We start from the raw sequence: 16,998 nt of genomic DNA, 5'->3' as shown, positions 1-16,998 counted from the left end.
TGCGTTGTCCCGTCCACCCGCTCCGGTCCGTTCACGCCGTCGGCATCCGTCACGCAGAGACCTCTCGGCAGGCGCGATAGAAGTCCTTCCATCCGTCGCGCTCGCGCACGACCGCCTCCAGGTACTCCTGCCAGACCGTCTGATCGGCCGACGGATCGCGCACCACGGCGCCCTGGATCCCCGCCGCCACGTCACCGGCCCGCAGCACGCCGTCCCCGAAGTGCGCCGCGAGCGCGAGTCCGCCCGTGATCACCGAGATGGCCTCGGCCGTCGACAGCGTCCCCGAGGGCGACTTGAGCTTCGTGCGCCCGTCCGACGTCATCCCTGAGCGCAGCTCCCTGAAGACCGTCACGACCCGGCGGATCTCCTCTATCCCGTCCGGCACGGAGGGCAGATCGAGGGAGCGGCCGAGCTGGTCCACGCGGCGCGCCACGATCTCGACCTCGGCCTCCGCCATCTCGGGCAGGGGCAGCACCACCGTGTTGAACCGGCGGCGCAGGGCGCTGGACAGCTCGTTGACGCCGCGGTCGCGGTCGTTCGCCGTGGCGATGAGGTTGAAGCCCCGCACCGCCTGCACCTCTTCGCCCAGCTCCGGTATGGGCAGGGTCTTCTCCGACAGGACGGTGATGAGCGTGTCCTGGACATCGGCCGGGACGCGCGTCAGCTCCTCCACCCGCGCCGTCATCCCCTCCGACATCGCCCGCATGACCGGGCTCGGCACGAGCGCGTCCCTGCTGGGGCCGTGTGCGAGGAGCTGGGCGTAGTTCCAGCCGTAGCGCATCGCTTCCTCGGCGGTGCCCGCTGTGCCCTGCACCAGCAGCGTCGAATCACCGCTGACCGCTGCCGCCAGGTGCTCGGACACCCACGTCTTGGCGGTGCCGGGGACGCCGAGCAGCAGCAGCGCACGGTCCGTCGCGAGCGTGGTCACGGCGACCTCGACGATGCGGCGCGGCCCGACGTACTTCGGCGTGATCACCGTTCCGTCCGGCAGCTCGCCGCCCAGCAGATACGTGGCGACGGCCCACGGCGACAGCCGCCACCGCTCGGGACGCGGCCTGTCGTCCGCGGCGGCGAGGGCCTTCAGCTCCCCCGCGAAGGCATCTTCCGCATGCGGCCTCAGCTTCTGTGTCACGGCATGGGTATCGGTCACAACTCCCCCTTCACGCACGGCGGATTCGATGTGCTCAACACGATGCACCCCGCCACTGACAATCGGCCTCGCGTCGTCCCCACCATGACTCTGACCTGCGATGACAGCCGTCGTTCAGTGGATTGTCAGTGGCGGCTCGTACGGTCGGAGACATGACTGGACAGGGGGTCCGCTGGACGGCGGAACAGGTGGCCGCGCTGGCGCCGGACGAGGCGTCGCGCCGGGCGGGCGACAAGCTCTCGGCGCCCGGCCCGTGGTCGGAGGCGGGCGCTGGCGCGGGCGCGGTGTGGGGGCTGTGCAAGGGCAGCGGCAGCAAGCCGTATCGGACCGTCGTGGATCTGAACGGGGGCGGCGGTCCCGGCTACAAGTGCAGTTGCCCCAGCCGTAAGTTCCCGTGCAAGCACGCGCTCGGCCTGCTGCTGCTGTGGGCTGGCGAGCCGCCGGGGGGCGGGGGGACGGTCGCGGAGTCGCCGGAGCCGCCCGAGTGGGCGGGCGAGTGGCTGAGCGGGCGGCGGGAGCGCGCCGTACAGCGGAGTTCGGGGGACGCCGGGGCCATCGGGGGCGGCACCGGCGGGGACAGGGAGGGGAGCGGCAGATCGGCCAGGCCGGGAACCGGTTCCGAGGGGGCGCGCAAGCGTGCGGAGCAGCGTGCACAGCGCATCGCCGCGGGCGCGACGGAACTGGAGCAGCGCCTGGCCGATCTGCTGCGCGGCGGCCTCGCGGGCGCCGATCAGGCGGGTTACGCGGCATGGGACGAGATGGCGGCGCGCATGGTGGACGCGCAGGCACCCGGCCTCGCCTCGCGCATACGGGAGTTGGGCACCGTCCCCTCCTCCGGGCGCGGCTGGCCGGAGCGGCTGCTGTCCGAATGCGCGCTGCTGCACCTGCTGGACCAGGGCTTCCTGGGCCTGGAGGTGCTGCCCGAGCCGCTCGCCGCCACGGTGCGCGCACGCGTCGGGCTCACGGTGGACACGGCCGAGCTGCTGGCCGACGAGGCGTCGCGCATCCGCGATCACTGGCTCGTGCTGGCCCAGCGCGACGGCGAGGAGGGGCGGCTCACGGTCCGGCGCATATGGCTGTGGGGGCGGGATTCGGGGCGGCCCGCGCTGCTGCTGTCCTTCGGCGCGGGCGGCCGGGCTCCGGAACTCGCCCTGCCCGTGGGCGCTTCGGTCGAGGCCGATCTCGCCTTCTATCCGGGAGCGAGCCCGCTCCGTGCCGCGCTCGGGGAGCGGCACGGAGTTCCGGAGGCGGGCTGGGTCCCGCCGGGCGGCACGGTGGAGGACGCGCTCGCGGCGTACGGCGCGGCGCTGTGCGAGGACCCCTGGCTGGACGGCTGGCCCGCGGTCCTGCGGGACGTGGTGCCGGTGCCGCCCGCCGAGCAGGACGCCGGATCCGACTGGCAGGTGGCCGACGCGGAGCAGGACGCAGCCCTGCCCGTCACGTCCGGCACGGATTCCACAGCCCTGTGGAAACTCCTGGCCATATCGGGGGGTGGTCCGCTCACCGTCTTCGGGGAGTGCGGCCACCGCGGCTTCGCCCCGTACGCGACGTGGAACGGCACGGACATGGTCCCGCTGTGACGGAAGCGTCCCAGCGTGCGCGGGGCGGCCGGTGCCGGGGGGCGCCGGTATGTGAGGCCGCCGTGCGTGAAACGGCGCGGGCCTGAGTCCGTACGTCATACGAGGAGGGGAACCGTCACCATGGAAACCACCGCACCAGCGGCGCAGTGGAGCGAGCTGGTCAGCGCCGCGCTGCTCGGGGCCGAGCGGCGCACGCCTCCGGGCGGAAGCGTGCACGCCCTGCTGGACGCGGCGGCGGCCGAGACCGTGCGCCGCCGGGCCGCGCTGCTCCCTGCCCCCTCCGCGCCCCGCACCGGACCCGCGCCCGAGGACGCGCGGCGGCCGCTGCCGGAGGCGGCGCGGCGGCGGCTGGCGATGCTGCTGGCGGGGCGCGGCGGCAGTCCGGGCTCCGCAGGGGCGCGGCGCAGTACCGCTCCGGACCTCGCCGAACTGCTGCCGCAGTGGCTGTCGGCGGCGAACGAGCGGGGCTATCGCGCCCCGGCCGAACTGCTGCCCGCACTTCTCGACACGGCGCGGGCGCGTACGGACCTGCGGCGCGAGGCCCTGGCCTTCGCGGGCCCCCGTGGGCTGTGGCTCGCGCGCCTGAACCGGGACTGGAGGTTCGCGCTGCGCAACACCGTCGGCCACGCGTCGGCGGCACCGGACGGTTCGCGCCCGGCCACGCAAACGGGCGGCGGCATCACCTGCGGCACCACGCGGGTTCCGGAGGCGGGGGTCCCGGAGGTGGGGGTCCCGGAAGCGGCGGACGCGGAGTCGGCGGACGCGGCGGCACGGGCGCGGTCCGAGGCGGAGTCCGACGCCGAAGCGCGGGAGGTCGCGGAGGACATCCAGCGGCTCTGGGGGGAGGGCCTGTTCGCCGAGCGCGTCAGCGCACTGACCGCGCTGCGGCGGCGCGATCCGGCGGCCGGGCTCGCCCTGCTGACCTCCACCTGGTCGACGGAACGGGCCGAGGACCGGCTGATGTTCCTCGATTCGCTGCGCGAGGGGCTCCATCCCGACGATGAGCCGTTCCTTGAGCGGGCCCTGGGCGACCGCAGCCACACGGTGCGGTCCACGGCGGCCGAGCTGCTGTCGGGGCTCCCCGGTTCCGCGCTCTCCGCGCGCATGGCGGACCGCGCCCGTAGCTGCGTCGTCCTGGATCCCCTCGAGCCCGAGCCCCGCGTCGCCGTGGAGGCGCCGCACGAGTGCGACGCGGCGATGCGCCGGGACGGCGTCGTGCAGAAGCCGCCCGCCGGGCGGGGCGAGCGGGCCTGGTGGCTGGGTCAGTTGGTGGAGGCGACGCCGCTGGAGGTGTGGAGCGGCCAGTTCGGCGGGCGCACGCCCGAGGAGATAGCGGCGCTGCCCGTCGCCGACGACTGGCGGCAGGACCTGCACGCCGCCTGGTGCCGCGCCGCCGTCCGGCAGCGCTCGGCGCCGTGGGCCCGCGCCCTGATCGGCCCGCCCAGCACCTCACTGGTCGAGGGGCCCGGCGATCCGGCCAAGCTGCTGACGGTGCTGCCGAAGGAGGAACGCGCGCGGTGGGCGGCCCGCTTCATCGAGGCGCACGGGCTGTCGGAGGCGTTCCGCATCCTCGGGGTGTGCGCGGTGCCGTGGTCGGACCCGCTGGGCCGTGCCGTGGTCGACGCGCTGGAGATCGCCCGTGACGCGGGCAGCTATCCGTGGAGCTTCAGCGGGGTGATGGGGCTGGCCGAGCGGTGCCTCGATCCGTCCGACGCTGACCGCCTCGCCCCGCTCGCCGCCGTGCCCGACGAGCCGGAGGACGGTTCGCCGGGGGCCGGTGCGTACTGGGCGGAGACGTTCCAGCGGCTCGTCGGCACCCTGCGGCTGCGCGCCCTGATGCGCGCCGAGCTGGACGGGTGACGCCGTGCGGCCCCGCCTCCTCCCCTTTCGCCGCCCCGGTACGCGGGACGGCGGGGCGGGCCGTGCGGGGCCGGGGCAGGACCCGGGGCAGGAGCGGGAGCAGGGTCGCTGCGGCGGCCCCGGCGCCCCGCACCCGCGACCGGCACCCTCGCGGCGCGGGAGCCCTCGCACCGCCCCGGCAGAAGGGGCCCCGTCGCACAGCGAGGCGGCGCACCCGGCGAGGCGCGGGGCCCCGCCGTCGCGGCCGCACCGCGCGGACGCGCGGTTACGCCGCGAGGCGGGTGACGTTCGCGCGGACCCATGCGACGACCTCGGTCGTCGTCGCGCCGGGGGTGAAGATCTCGGCGACGCCCTGGTCCTTGAGGGGCGTGATGTCGTCCTCCGGGATGATCCCGCCGCCGAAGACCTTGATGTCGTCCGCCTCGCGTGCGCGCAGCAGTTCCAGCACCTTCGCGAAGAGCGTGTTGTGCGCGCCCGAGAGGATCGAGAGGCCGATCGCGTCGGCGTCCTCCTGGATCGCCGTGTCCACGATCTGCTCCGGGGTCTGGTGAAGCCCGGTGTAGATGACCTCCATGCCCGCGTCACGCAGCGCCCGCGCGATCACCTTCGCCCCGCGGTCATGGCCGTCGAGACCCGGTTTGGCCACCACCACGCGGATCTGACCCGACACACCCATCACTGCCTCCATCTGCAACGGCTCTACGACGGCAACGGCGCCCCGCGCCATCCGCTTGTCGCCCACGACCTCGCGGGACCGCCCGGGGGACGGACGTACGGAGCACTCCATGGCCGCCGGAGTGAACGAACGTTATCGCCAGCATCCCGCAACCGGCCGTTTCGCGCTCTGAAGGGAGGGGGAAATCACACGTGGGACAACACGTACGCCACGCGCCGTATCCGTACTCGTCACTCGGGCCCGGCGCGTCAGGGGAGAGCCGCAGGAGCCGCAGCAAGGTCGCCGCATCACCGCGCCGTCAGCCGCACGGCACGGTGATGCGGACCGGACCGCCCGCTCGCGCCACGATCGGGCAGCACCACGCGCCGCGCCATCCTCTCGTGTGCCTTTCGGGAGGTGGACGACCGTGCGCGCACCAACCGCGCTTTCCGCGCTGACAGCACTCCCCGGCCTGCCCTTTCTGCGAGCCGCCGCCATGGAGGCCCTCGTCCTGACGGGACATGTGCTGCTCTATCCGACGGGCGTGCGCGACGAACGCCCGCCGCCGCTCCTCACCGCACTGCCCACCTCGCCGGACGGTGCGGACGAGGCAGGCGGCGGCGCGTCACCAAGCCCAGGCCCCGGCACCGGCACCGGTCCCGGCTCCGACACCGCCTGCTCCCTGCTCCCCACCGAGGGCCGCACACACCCGCCCGTGCTGCTCCTCCACGGCTTCGTCGACAACCGCTCCATCTTTCTCCTGCTGCGCCGCGCCCTCGCCAAGCACGGCTGGTGCCACCTCTACGCGCTCAATCACTCCCTTCTGACCTGGGACATCCGCGTCGCCGCCGAACGGCTCGCCGAGCAGGTGGAGGAGATCTGCGCGCGGACGGGCCACCGCCGGATCGATCTCATCGGGCACAGCCTCGGCGGCCTGACCGCCCGCTATTACGTGCAGCGCCTCGGCGGGGACGCGCGGATACGCACCCTGATCACGCTCGGCACACCGCACAGCGGCACCCGCGCCGCGCCCCCGTTCTCCCCGCACCCCCTCATCCGGCAGATGCGCCCCGGCTCGTCGCTGCTCCGCGATCTCGCCGGGCCCGAACCGCACGGCTGCCGCACGTCCTTCGTCAGCTTCTGGAGCGATCTCGACGAGCTGATGATCCCGCGCTCGACGGCCCGGCTGGACCATCCCGACCTGCGGGTACGCAACGTCCATGTGCGCGGTGTCGGACATCTGTCGCTGCCGGTGGACTGCGCCGTTTCCGCCCGCATTCGCGCGGAGTTGGCAGGCGAGGCGCACACCGGAGCGCTGTCCGCGGCATCTCCCGAGGCGCCCTCCGCGTCCCCCGCAGGAGTCGCCTGACCGCCTCCGGAAGCCGAACGCCCCTCGAACGCGCATCGAACACCGGGCCAAATCACGGCCCGTAGTCCGCCGAAAGGCGGTCGAATGCCCGTTTCATGGAGCCGTGAAACCTGCCGAAGATTGTCGCCGTCGCGTACCGCCGGGTACAGTCGCCGCACTGCTCCGCCCCTGCTGTCGAGGCGAAAGAGAAGTTGGTGGTGAACGACCGTCACCCGTCGGGAGACCCCGGCCCGACCGATACCGCTTCCGACTTCTCGTACGCGGCATACGACGCGAACTACGAGCAGGCGGCGTACGGCGCGTACGGCCAGCAGGAGGCACCGCACGGCCACACGGCCGTTTACGACGGTTACTCGACCGGCACTTTCGACGCCCTCGCCGCCTCCTACGGCGACGGCGATCCCCTCTTTGGTTCCCTCCCGGGCGCCGCCGAAAACAACGGCGACGGGAGCGCGGGGGCGTATGGAGCGGGTGCGTACGAGACCGGCTATGACACCGGGCACTACGACACCACCGCCTGGACCCAGGCCGGATACCAGGGCACGCCCGGCATTCCGGCCCAGCAGAGCGGCGAGCAGGCCAACTACGGCTATGCCGCCTCACATTGGGACACGGGCACCTTCGACGCCACGGCATTCGGCACCGGCGCCTACGACACCGGCCAGTGGGACGCCTCCCAGTGGGACACCGGCGCCGGCCAGCCCGCCACCGCCGCCTACGGCGGGCAGGACTACGACGCGACGGGCCAGTGGGACACCAGCGCCTACGCCGCCGAGACGTACGCGCAGCCCGAGCAGTACGCGTCCTACGAGCAGTACCCGCAATACGAGCAGTACGAGACGCCGCAGCACGACACGCCCGGGGCGTACGACACCGGAACATTCGAATCCGGCGCTTTCGACACCACCGGCGCGTTCGACGCGGGCACATTCGACACCGGGTCCTACGAGGCCACCGCCTTCGGCACCGGGACGCATGAGGCGTACGGCGCTTATGCCGCGTACGAGACCCACGAGTCCTACGAGCATCCGCACGATCCGCACGGCTACAGCTACAGCTACGACGACGGCACCGGTGACACCAGCCACAACCACGGTCATGGTCACGGTCACAGCCAGGCGGCCTCGCAGTCCGTGCCCGGTGCGCCCGAGCCCGAGCCGGATCCCGGCGCCGCGATGGACTCCACCGCGGCGATGCCGACCGTCGGCGCCTTCGACGCGTACGGCCACGAACACGAGCACGAGCACGAACCCGCGGGGACCGACGACGACGCGCCCACCCCGGCAGGCCACGGCGACGTCACCCCGCTCGCCTCCGCCGCCGTCCCCCACTCCCGCGGTCGCCGCCGCTCCGTCAAGCCCCGGCGCTCCGCGCTGCTGACGGTCGCGGTGCCCTCGGTCGCCGTGATGGGCGTCGCCGGTGTCGCCGCCGCCTCCGTGATGGGGAGCACGGGCGACAGCGAGGACACGACGGCGCAGTCGGCCTCGGACGCCTCCCCCGTCAAGCCGTCGGCCGCCAACGACAAGCTCGACACCCAGCTCGCCGGACTCTCAGCCGACGCCGACGACTTCGCCGACCGCGCCAACCGCACCCAGGAGCGCATCGACCTCAAGAAGCGTCAGGAGGAGGAGCGCAAGCGCAAGGCCGAGGAGGCCGCGCGCAAGGAGGCGGCACGCCCCAAGTTCGCGCTCCCCGTCGAGCAGCACGGGCTCAGCGCGCGTTACGGCTCGGCGGGCGTCAACTGGATGTCGATCCACACCGGCATCGACTTCCCCGTCAGCTACGGCACCCCCGTCAAGGCCGCCACCGACGGCACCGTCAGCACCAAGTGGGACATGTCCTACGGCAACATGGCCGTCGTCACGGCGAAGGACGGCACGGAGACCTGGTACTGCCACCTCAGCAGCACCAAGATCCGGTCCGGCGAGGTCAAGGCCGGTGAAACGATCGCCTACTCCGGCAACTCCGGCAACTCCACCGGGCCGCACCTCCACTTCGAGGTACGCCCCGGCGGCGGCTCCGCCGTGGACCCGCTGCCCTGGCTCCGCGCCAAGGGCCTCGACCCCACATAGACCTCACGCGCAGACCGCGCCCTGGCGGTGGCCGTCACGGAGAATCCCGTACGGCCGCGAGGGCGCCGTCCGTCGCCGACGACGCCCCCGCCGTCGCCGCTACAGCTTCTCGACCGGCGCGTACCGCAGCAGCAGCCGCTTGGGCTTCTCGCCGCCGAAGTCGACGGTGGCCTCGGCGCTGTCGCCGCTGCCCTTGACCTCGACCACCGTGCCCAGGCCGAAGCTGTCGTGCGTGACCCTGTCCCCCACCGCCAGCGAGACCGTGGGGCGGTCCTTGGCGCGGCGCGTCGCGAAGCCGCTCGGGCCGCCGCGCCGGGCCGCCGTGGACGACGAGAGCGAGGCGCCGACGCCCGAGCCGATCGCGGCGCCCGCGCCAGAGCCTGGGCCCATCGCCGCGCCCATGGAGGCGCCCGTGCGCTTCCAGTCCAGGAAGGAGTCCGGGATCTCCTCCAGGAAGCGGGACTGCGGGTTGTACGAGGGCTGGCCCCAGGCGCTGCGCATGGTGGAGCGCGTCAGATAGAGCCGTTCGCGGGCGCGCGTGATGCCCACGTAGGCGAGACGGCGCTCCTCCTCCAGCTCCTTGGTGTTGCCCAGGGCGCGCATGTGCGGGAAGACGCCGTCCTCCATGCCCGTCAGGAAGACGACGGGGAACTCCAGGCCCTTCGCCGTGTGCAGCGTCATCAGCGTGATGACGCCGGTGGCCTCGCCGTTCTCGCCTTCCTCGTCGTCCGGGATCTGGTCCGAGTCGGCGACGAGCGCGACCTGCTCCAGGAAGTCGGCCAGCGTGCCCGGCTCGTCCTCGCCGCGCTCCTGCTCGAACTCCAGGGCGACGGCGGCGAGTTCCTGGAGGTTCTCGATGCGGGTCTCGTCCTGCGGGTCCGTGGACGCTTGCAGCTCGGCCAGATAGCCCGTCTGCTCCAGCACCGCTTCCAGCACCGTGGCCGGGCCCGCGCCGGACTCGACGATGGTGCGCAGCTCCTCCATCAGCGTGTTGAACCGCTTCACGGCGTTCGCGGAGCGGGCCGCCATGCCGTACGCCTCGTCGACGCGGACCAGGGCCTGCGGGAAGGTGATCTTCTCGCGGAGCGCCAGCGCGTCGATCATCGCCTCGGCGCGGTCGCCGATGCCGCGCTTCGGGGTGTTGAGGATGCGGCGCATGGAGACCGAGTCCTCGGGGTTGGCGAGGACGCGCAGATAGGCCAGCACATCGCGGACCTCCCTGCGCTCGTAGAAGCGGACGCCGCCGACGACCTTGTACGGCAGGCCGACGCGGATGAAGACCTCTTCGAAGACACGGGACTGCGCGTTCGTGCGGTAGAAGACCGCGACATCGCCCGCGCGCGCGTCGCCCGCGTCCGTGAGGCGGTCGATCTCGTCCGCGATGAACTGTGCTTCGTCGTGCTCGGTGTCCGCGACGTAGCCCGTGATGCGGGCGCCCGCTCCGGCCTGGGTCCACAGGTTCTTGGGGCGCCGGTTCTCATTCCGCTCGATGACGGCGTTGGCGGCGCTGAGGATGGTCTGCGTGGAGCGGTAGTTCTGCTCCAGGAGGATGGTGGTGGCGTCCGGGTAGTCCTCCTCGAACTGGAGGATGTTGCGGATGGTGGCGCCGCGGAACGCGTAGATCGACTGGTCCGCGTCGCCGACGACGCACAGCTCGGCCCGCTCGACGGCGCCCGCGCCCACACCCGTATCCGTATCCGTGCCCGCGCCGGCACTGGCGCCCGTGCCCACGAGCTCGCGCACCAGCGTGTACTGCGCGTGGTTGGTGTCCTGATACTCGTCCACCAGCACGTGCCGGAAGCGGCGGTGATAGTGCTCCGCCACGTCAGGGAACGCTTGGAGGAGGTGGACGGTCGTCATGATGATGTCGTCAAAGTCCAGGGCGTTGGCCTCGCGCAGCCGTGCCTGGTACATCGCGTACGCCTCGGCGAGGGTCTTCTCGAAACCGTCCGTGGCCTGGGCCGCGAAGTCCTCCTCGTCGATCAGCTCGTTCTTCAGGTTCGAGACCTTGGCGCTGAACGACTTCGGCGGGAAACGCTTCGGGTCCAGGTCCAGATCGCGGCAGACCAGGGCCATGAGGCGCTTGGAGTCCGCCGCATCATAGATCGAGAAGGACGAGGTGAAGCCGAGCTTCTTGTGCTCGCGGCGCAGGATGCGCACGCACGCGCTGTGGAAGGTGGACACCCACATCGACTGCGCACGCGGCCCGACCAGCTCCGCGACGCGCTCCTTCATCTCGCCGGCGGCCTTGTTGGTGAAGGTGATCGCGAGGATCTGGCCCGGGTGGACCCCCCGCGCACCCAGCAGATGGGCGATGCGGTGGGTGAGCACCCGGGTCTTGCCCGAGCCCGCCCCGGCGACGATGAGCAGCGGGGAGCCGCTGTGCACGACGGCGGCGCGCTGCTGCTCGTTCATGCCCTCCAGCAGCGCGTCCGTGTCCACCACGGTGCGGGGCGAGCCGCCGCGGTGATACGCGTCACGCGCGGCTGCCGCGCCCCCGGCGAAGGTGCCCGCGAAGAGATCGTCCGGGATCTCCTCCTCCGGGTGCTGGTCCTCGGGGGGAGGCGGAGGCGGGTCCTCGGTCTTGGGATCGAGGTTCGCCAGGAAGCTGTCGTCGAAGAGGCTGCTCATCGTCGTCCGAGTCTAGGCGGCCCCACCGACAGACCTCCGCGCGTCCCGGGAATCGCCCCGGGAATCGCCCGGAAATCCGCGCCCCGGCGCGGGTACGCGGCCCGTCGACGAGCGCCTGGCGGCGACCCCGCGCCGGTCTCGTACGGACCCCCGCATGCCCATACCGGACGGATACCGCACCAATCCCGCACGGGTAACGAAGAGATATCGGACGTATCCCTCACCAGCCTTCACAGGAACGGCACACCTTCGCTACCGTGCCGTGCCAGGCAGCCCGCACCCCCGTCGGCGACAGCGTCGGCACGGGCGGCCACCGCCGAGTCCGGCCGCAGGGCCGGAGCCGGGGACCCACTCGCGTACGCCGCGCGACCACCGCGTGCCCGCGTGCCACCCGGGGTGAATCGGCCCGTACGCGCCGCGTGAGCGGAGCGCTCCGGTCCGTAGGGCAGCCTTCCGACGCCCGAACCCGTCAGCTAACCCGGTAGGCGGTTCACGGAAGGAGTCGTCGGCCTTGGCGTCGCATCGCAAGCCGCGCACCCGCGTACTGCACTCCGCAGCCTCCAAGCGGGGCGTCATCGGTGTCACCACCGCGGCCCTCGCGTCCGTCACCCTGCTCTCCCAGAGCGCGACCGCCTCGCCCTCGGACGACGGCGGGGGCGGCGGCGGACGGCAGTCGGTCGAAGAGGTCAAGCAGAAGGTCGACAAGCTCTACCAGCAGGCGGGCGCCTCGACGCAGAAGTACAACGCGGCCAAGGAGAAGACCGACGCACAGCGCGAGAAGACCGACGGCATGCTCGACGAGGTCGCCGAGCGCACCGACAAGCTGAACGAGTCGCGCCGCGTCCTCGGCAACTTCGCCGCCGCGCAGTACCGCACGGGCGGCATCTCGCAGACCGCGACGCTGCTGCTGACCGAGGACCCGCAGAGCTTCTTCGCGCAGACGCACCTGCTGGACCGCATGACCGGCCGCCAGAAGGAGGCCGTCGACGACTACGAGAAGCGGCAGAAGGCAGCCACCGAGAAGCGCGCCGAGGCGACGCGCGAGCTGGAATCGCTCTCCTCTTCACAGAAGGAGCTGAAGGAGAGCAAGCGCGAGGTGCAGTCGAAGCTGGCCGAGGCGCGGCAGTTGCTGTCGAAGCTGACCGCCAAGGAGAAGGCGCGGCTGGCGCAGATCGAGCGCGAGAAGCGGGCCGAGGCGCGGCGCGAGGCGGCCGAGCGGGCCGCGGCGGAGCGCCGTGAGGCGGCCGAGCGCCAGAAGCGGGAACAGGGCGACGGGTCGGGTTCCTCCGAGGGCTCGGGCTCAGGTTCCGGTTCTGGTTCCGGTTCGTCGGGCGGCTCGTACTCGGCCAAGGCCGCGAAGGTGATCGACTTCGCCAAGCAGCAGCTCGGCAAGCCCTACGTGTGGGGCGCCACGGGGCCCAACTCGTACGACTGCTCGGGGCTCACCCAGGACGCCTGGAAGAGCGCGGGGATATCCCTGCCCCGGACCACGTACGACCAGGTGAAGGTCGGCACGCGGGTCGCCAAGTCGGACCTGCGCCCCGGAGACCTGGTCTTCTTCTACGACGACGTCAGCCACGTCGGCATCTACGTGGGTGGCGGCCAGATGATCCACGCCTCGAAGCCGGGCGACGACGTGAAGTACGAGGCGATCGACTACATGCCGTTCCACTCGGGAGTCCGGCCCGCCTGACGCGGGGCGCTCGACGGGAGTACGTCGCGGGAGTACGTCGACGGGGCGCGGAGGCACCAGCGGGTGCGCCGCGCCCCTTCGCGCGCCCGGGGCGTCCCGGGGCCTCCGGGGCGCGCGGATCGAGGGACTACGCGCCGCCGTTCACGTCCACAGCACCGCGATGAAGATGTTGACGGTCGTCAGGGCGCCGACCGTGCCCAGCAGCGCTGACGGGACCTTCTCCTCGTCCCTCTTCACGTAGACCAGCCCCAGGATCACCACCAGCAGCGCCAGCTTGATCCCGATCTTGACGTTGTTCACGGGCTGGTCGTCCGCCTGATTGAGGCCGACGAGGACGATGCCCGTCGCGAGCATGGTCAGCGCGCCGTGCAGCATGCCCGGCAGCATCCGCGCCGTGCCGGAGCGCAGGGCACCCATCTGGAAGAAGAAGCCGCCCAGCAGGGCCGCGATGCCCACGATGTGCAGGCAGACGAAGAGGTTGATGAGGACGTCCATGGCCCGGAGCGTAGCCCGGCTCATAGGGGGTGTCTTCAACGTCCCGTCTGGCCTAACGGCCGGACGACGCTACGTTGAAGACACCCCCTAGCACCGCCCGACGGCCAGGGTGCGCCGATCGCCCGCATCGGTCACGGTCTCGCCGGTTCCCGTTCCGTAGCGGGCGCCCCCGCTCACGCCCGCACGCGCCGCATGGACGAAAGCGGACAGTCCCGGGCAGTCCCGGTCAACCCCACACCTCGCCGCACAGGGCAGGTTTAGCGTCCTCGTCCAGGTGGCCGGGTCCGCCCCGTGCGAGGCCCGGCCGCCCCGCCGAGATCCGGCGGCGGCTCGTCCCCCCTGTGCGGGTCCGCCGCCGGATCCCCACCTCGACGGACGTACAGGCGTCGCACGCGACGCCGCACGGTGTACGGCCGCGACGCGACGCGAAGGAAGTGACGGCCGCACCATGGCCTCGCACCGAAAGCCCAAGCCCCGCCCCCTCACCGGACCCGCAGCGCGCACGGCGCTCACCCTCGCGCTCGCCGCCGCCGCGAGCACCACCGCGTTCCAGGGCTCGGGCCACGCCGACCCCCGCCCCGGCTCCACCGCCCGGGTGAAGGCGAAGGTCGACAAGCTGCACCACGAGGCCGAGAAGGCCACCGAGGCGTACAACGGCGCGAAGGAGAAGGCCGACGAGGCGGCGGAGGAGCTGGAAAAACTGCGCGACCAGGCGGCGCGCAAGCAGGAGCGGCTGAACGCGACGCGGGACGCGCTGGGCGCGCACGCGGCGGCCGAGTACCGGAGTGGCGGCGTCGACCCGTCGCTCCAGCTCGCGCTCTCCTCCTCCCCCGAGAACTACCTGGAGCGTGCGGCCGTCGCCGAGCGCGCGGGTGCGCGGCAGGCCGACTCCGTGCGGCGCGTCGGCGAGCAGGCGCGCGGCGTGCGGCAGCTCCGGGAGGAGGCGGCCGGGACGGCCACCTCGCTCAAGAGCGCGGCCGACAGCGCGCGGCGCCACAAGCGCACCGTTCAGGGCAAGCTCAGGGAGGCGGAGAAGCTGCTGGACCGGCTGACGCCGGAGAAACGGGCCGAGGTGCTGGGCGACGACGGTCACGGCGGCGTGCCCGAAGGCCCTGACGGTTCCGACGGTTCCGACGGGACGGCGCGGGCCGACCGCTCGGGCGGCGGCTCGGGCGACGGCGCCCGTGAGGCCACGGCGCCTGCCACGGGCGTGGCCCCCGACTCGCGCGCCGCCCGTGCCGTCTCCTTCGCGCGGGGCGCGCTGGGCAAGCCGTACGTGTGGGGCGCCACGGGGCCCGACGCGTACGACTGCTCCGGGCTCACCCAGGCCGCGTGGAAGGCGGCCGGTGTCTCGCTGCCGCGCACCACGTACACGCAGATCGACGCGGGCCGCCACATCCCCCGGTCAGGGCTGGCGCCCGGTGACCTGGTCTTCTTCTATGGCAGCGTCAGCCACGTCGGGCTCTACATCGGCGACGGCCAGATGATCCACGCCCCGCGCCCCGGCGCGCCGGTACGGGTCGCCCCGATCGACGAAATGCCCTTCTCCGGAGCGACCCGCCCGGCATGAGCGGGACGGTCCCGCCCCGCCCGCCAGGGGCGCGGGGAACCGCGCGACCAGCCACCGCGCACCCGCAGCCCGCGAAACACACTCAAGCCCGCGAAGCACACTCAGGGGCACGCACTCACGCGCTCGGCGCTCCGAAGTACCCCTGCCCCTGCTGCTGCCCCTGAACGGGCTGCTGCCCGACAGGCGGTGCCCCGTACGCCTGCGGCGGCACGGGCGCCCCGCTGCCGAACGGGTTCGCGTGACCAGGGAGTTGCGCGCCCGGGGGGAGGTAGCGGCTGCGGCCGTTCTCGTCGCGTACGCGCGCGAAGCCCGCCGCCTCAAGGCGGGCCGCGAAGTTCGCGTTGCGCTGCCGCGTCCACAAGAAGCCCGCACCGAGGAGCAGCATCAGCAGGACGTAGCCGATGACGCCGTAGACGAGCGCGTCGTCCTGAAGCGCGTCCCGCACCAGCCCGAGCACCATCATCACGGTGAGCCCCGCCGCCCCGGCCAGCATCCGCTTCTCGGCGCTCTTGCCGGTCAGGTCGAAGTTGATGCGGGCCTTGAGGAGTTCGAGGTGGTCGGCCGCCTCGGGGAGGGGCTTGAGCTTGCCGCCGGGCTGCATGCCGGGCAGATCGCCTCCGTTGCCCGCCTGCGGAAACCGGGCCATGTTGGCCGCGGCGCGCTGCTGGGCCGCGGGACTGGGGTCGCGGTGCAGCAGCATCGCCGTGCTGCCGTTCTGGGCGCCGGTCTGCGCGGCGTCCCCGTACTGGAAGCCGAACTGCTCGGCGATCAACGCCAGCCTGGCGAGCTTCTTCACCGAGGACATGCGGCTGACGACCGTGACGTCGTCCTGCGTGGCGATCTGCTGGAGCATCTTGCTGATCTGGCGGCTGCTCACGAGCCGTCCCTCCCGTTGATGTGTGAGCGCCTGCCCCGGGGGCGGCGCGGAGCGCGCAGCATAGCGGGGACATGTCAGAGATCCGGGCGCACCCCTGGTCACTTGCGCTACCCCCAGGTAGCTTCCGCTCCCGTACGGCCCTGATCAGGAGGAGCAGCCGCATGACGCACCCCTCTCACCCCTCGCACCCTTCTCGCCCCTCACATCCCGACCACCACACCACCCGCCCCTTGGACTTCACGTCGTCGTCCACGCCCTCGACGCGCCCGACGCCGATACCCACCGACCAGCTCCACTTCGCGATGCCCCCGGAGCACCAGTCCGTCGCCGAGGAGCGGCGGCACCGCAAGGAACGGCTCGCGGCGGCGCTGCGCCTGTTCGGGCGGTTCGGGTACGACGAGGGCGTGGCGGGCCACATCACCGCCAGGGACCCGGAGTTCACGGACTGCTTCTGGGTCAACCCGTTCGGGATGCCGTTCCAGCACATCACCGTCAGCGATCTCGTCCTCGCCAACGAGGAGGGACAGGTCGTCGAGGGCCGCTACCACGTCAACCAGGCGGCGTTCGTCGTTCACTCACAGGTGCACCAGGCGCGCCCGGACGTCGTCGCCGTGGCCCACAGCCACTCCGCGCACGGCCGCGCCCTCTCCGCGCTCTGCGAGCTGCTCGATCCGATCACCCAGGACGCATGCGCCTTCTACGAGGATCACGCGCTCCTCAACGACTACACGGGCGTCGCCGTCGACGCCGAAGAGGGCCGCCGCATCGCCTCCGCGCTCGGCCCGTACAAGGGCGTCATCCTGCGCAATCACGGACTGCTGACGGTCGGGGACACGGTGGACGCGGCGGCGTGGTGGTTCCACCAGATGGAGCGGGCGTGCGGCATCCAGCTCGCGGCGAAGGCGGCGGGCAAGCCCGTGCTCATCGACCACAGGAACGCGGTGGCGACCCGCGAACAGATCGGCAGTGATCTCGTCGCGTGGATCAACTACCAATCCCTCTACACCGGCATCACTCGTGAAGAACCGGACCTGCTGAGCTGACGG

The 16,998-nt window shown here is 72.4% G+C and carries 12 protein-coding genes and 1 riboswitch; of the genes, 7 read left to right on the top strand and 5 right to left on the bottom strand.

The features are described from left to right. Positions 1-49: 49 nt before the first annotated feature. Entirely contained in the window at positions 50-1,150 is a 1,101-nt protein-coding gene (locus tag ACYVOO_RS16120) for an ATP-binding protein (protein ID WP_461016324.1), read from the bottom strand. 152 nt (positions 1,151-1,302) lie between these two features. On the opposite strand from ACYVOO_RS16120, the gene ACYVOO_RS16115 reads away from it, so the two are divergent. Both ACYVOO_RS16115 and ACYVOO_RS16110 read left to right on the top strand, forming a co-directional pair. Beyond that, positions 1,303-2,730, top strand: coding sequence for an SWIM zinc finger family protein (locus tag ACYVOO_RS16115; RefSeq protein ID WP_461016323.1), 1,428 nt, complete (start codon positions 1,303-1,305; stop codon positions 2,728-2,730). Between the two features lie 120 nt (positions 2,731-2,850). Then, positions 2,851-4,590: a DUF5691 domain-containing protein gene (locus ACYVOO_RS16110; protein ID WP_461016322.1), complete on the top strand. Its 1,740-nt coding sequence runs from the start codon at positions 2,851-2,853 to the stop codon at positions 4,588-4,590. Positions 4,591-4,855: 265 nt separating this feature from the next. Here ACYVOO_RS16110 and ACYVOO_RS16105 read toward each other — a convergent pair whose 3' ends face one another. Continuing rightward, positions 4,856-5,266 (bottom strand): cobalamin B12-binding domain-containing protein, encoded by a 411-nt coding sequence (locus ACYVOO_RS16105; protein ID WP_453348931.1) that lies wholly within the window; start codon positions 5,264-5,266, stop codon positions 4,856-4,858. Positions 5,267-5,672: 406 nt separating this feature from the next. On the opposite strand from ACYVOO_RS16105, the gene ACYVOO_RS16100 reads away from it, so the two are divergent. After that, a complete protein-coding gene (locus ACYVOO_RS16100) occupies positions 5,673-6,614 on the top strand; it encodes an esterase/lipase family protein (protein ID WP_461016321.1) in 942 nt (313 codons plus the stop codon). Positions 6,615-6,811: 197 nt separating this feature from the next. Next, positions 6,812-8,686, top strand: coding sequence for a M23 family metallopeptidase (locus tag ACYVOO_RS16095; RefSeq protein WP_461016320.1), 1,875 nt, complete (start codon positions 6,812-6,814; stop codon positions 8,684-8,686). Positions 8,687-8,785: 99 nt separating this feature from the next. On the opposite strand, the gene pcrA is transcribed toward ACYVOO_RS16095, so the two are convergent. Next, positions 8,786-11,317, bottom strand: coding sequence for a DNA helicase PcrA (gene pcrA / locus ACYVOO_RS16090; RefSeq protein ID WP_461016319.1), 2,532 nt, complete (start codon positions 11,315-11,317; stop codon positions 8,786-8,788). A gap of 304 nt (positions 11,318-11,621) precedes the next feature. Continuing rightward, positions 11,622-11,820, top strand: a riboswitch (cyclic di-AMP (ydaO/yuaA leader). Positions 11,821-11,828: 8 nt separating this feature from the next. Between pcrA and ACYVOO_RS16085 the strand changes: the two genes are divergently transcribed. Continuing rightward, on the top strand, positions 11,829-13,010 hold the full coding sequence (locus ACYVOO_RS16085) for a C40 family peptidase (RefSeq protein ID WP_461016318.1): 1,182 nt from the start codon (positions 11,829-11,831) through the stop codon (positions 13,008-13,010). 141 nt (positions 13,011-13,151) lie between these two features. On the opposite strand, the gene ACYVOO_RS16080 is transcribed toward ACYVOO_RS16085, so the two are convergent. Continuing rightward, entirely contained in the window at positions 13,152-13,505 is a 354-nt protein-coding gene (locus tag ACYVOO_RS16080; protein WP_453348882.1) for a hypothetical protein, read from the bottom strand. A gap of 448 nt (positions 13,506-13,953) precedes the next feature. Between ACYVOO_RS16080 and ACYVOO_RS16075 the strand changes: the two genes are divergently transcribed. Continuing rightward, positions 13,954-15,075, top strand: a complete 1,122-nt coding sequence (locus ACYVOO_RS16075) for a C40 family peptidase (RefSeq protein WP_461016317.1) — start codon at positions 13,954-13,956, stop codon at positions 15,073-15,075. 115 nt (positions 15,076-15,190) lie between these two features. Here ACYVOO_RS16075 and ACYVOO_RS16070 read toward each other — a convergent pair whose 3' ends face one another. Then, positions 15,191-15,952, bottom strand: coding sequence for a hypothetical protein (locus tag ACYVOO_RS16070; RefSeq protein WP_461016316.1), 762 nt, complete (start codon positions 15,950-15,952; stop codon positions 15,191-15,193). Positions 15,953-16,113: 161 nt separating this feature from the next. Here ACYVOO_RS16070 and ACYVOO_RS16065 point away from each other — a divergent pair, with 161 nt between their 5' ends. Further along, complete coding sequence (locus ACYVOO_RS16065) at positions 16,114-16,995, top strand: class II aldolase/adducin family protein (protein ID WP_461016315.1); 882 nt, start codon at positions 16,114-16,116, stop codon at positions 16,993-16,995. Positions 16,996-16,998: the final 3 nt, after the last annotated feature.

Source organism: Streptomyces daliensis, from assembly GCF_054782395.1.
This window is presented reverse-complemented; position numbering and strand designations above follow the sequence as displayed.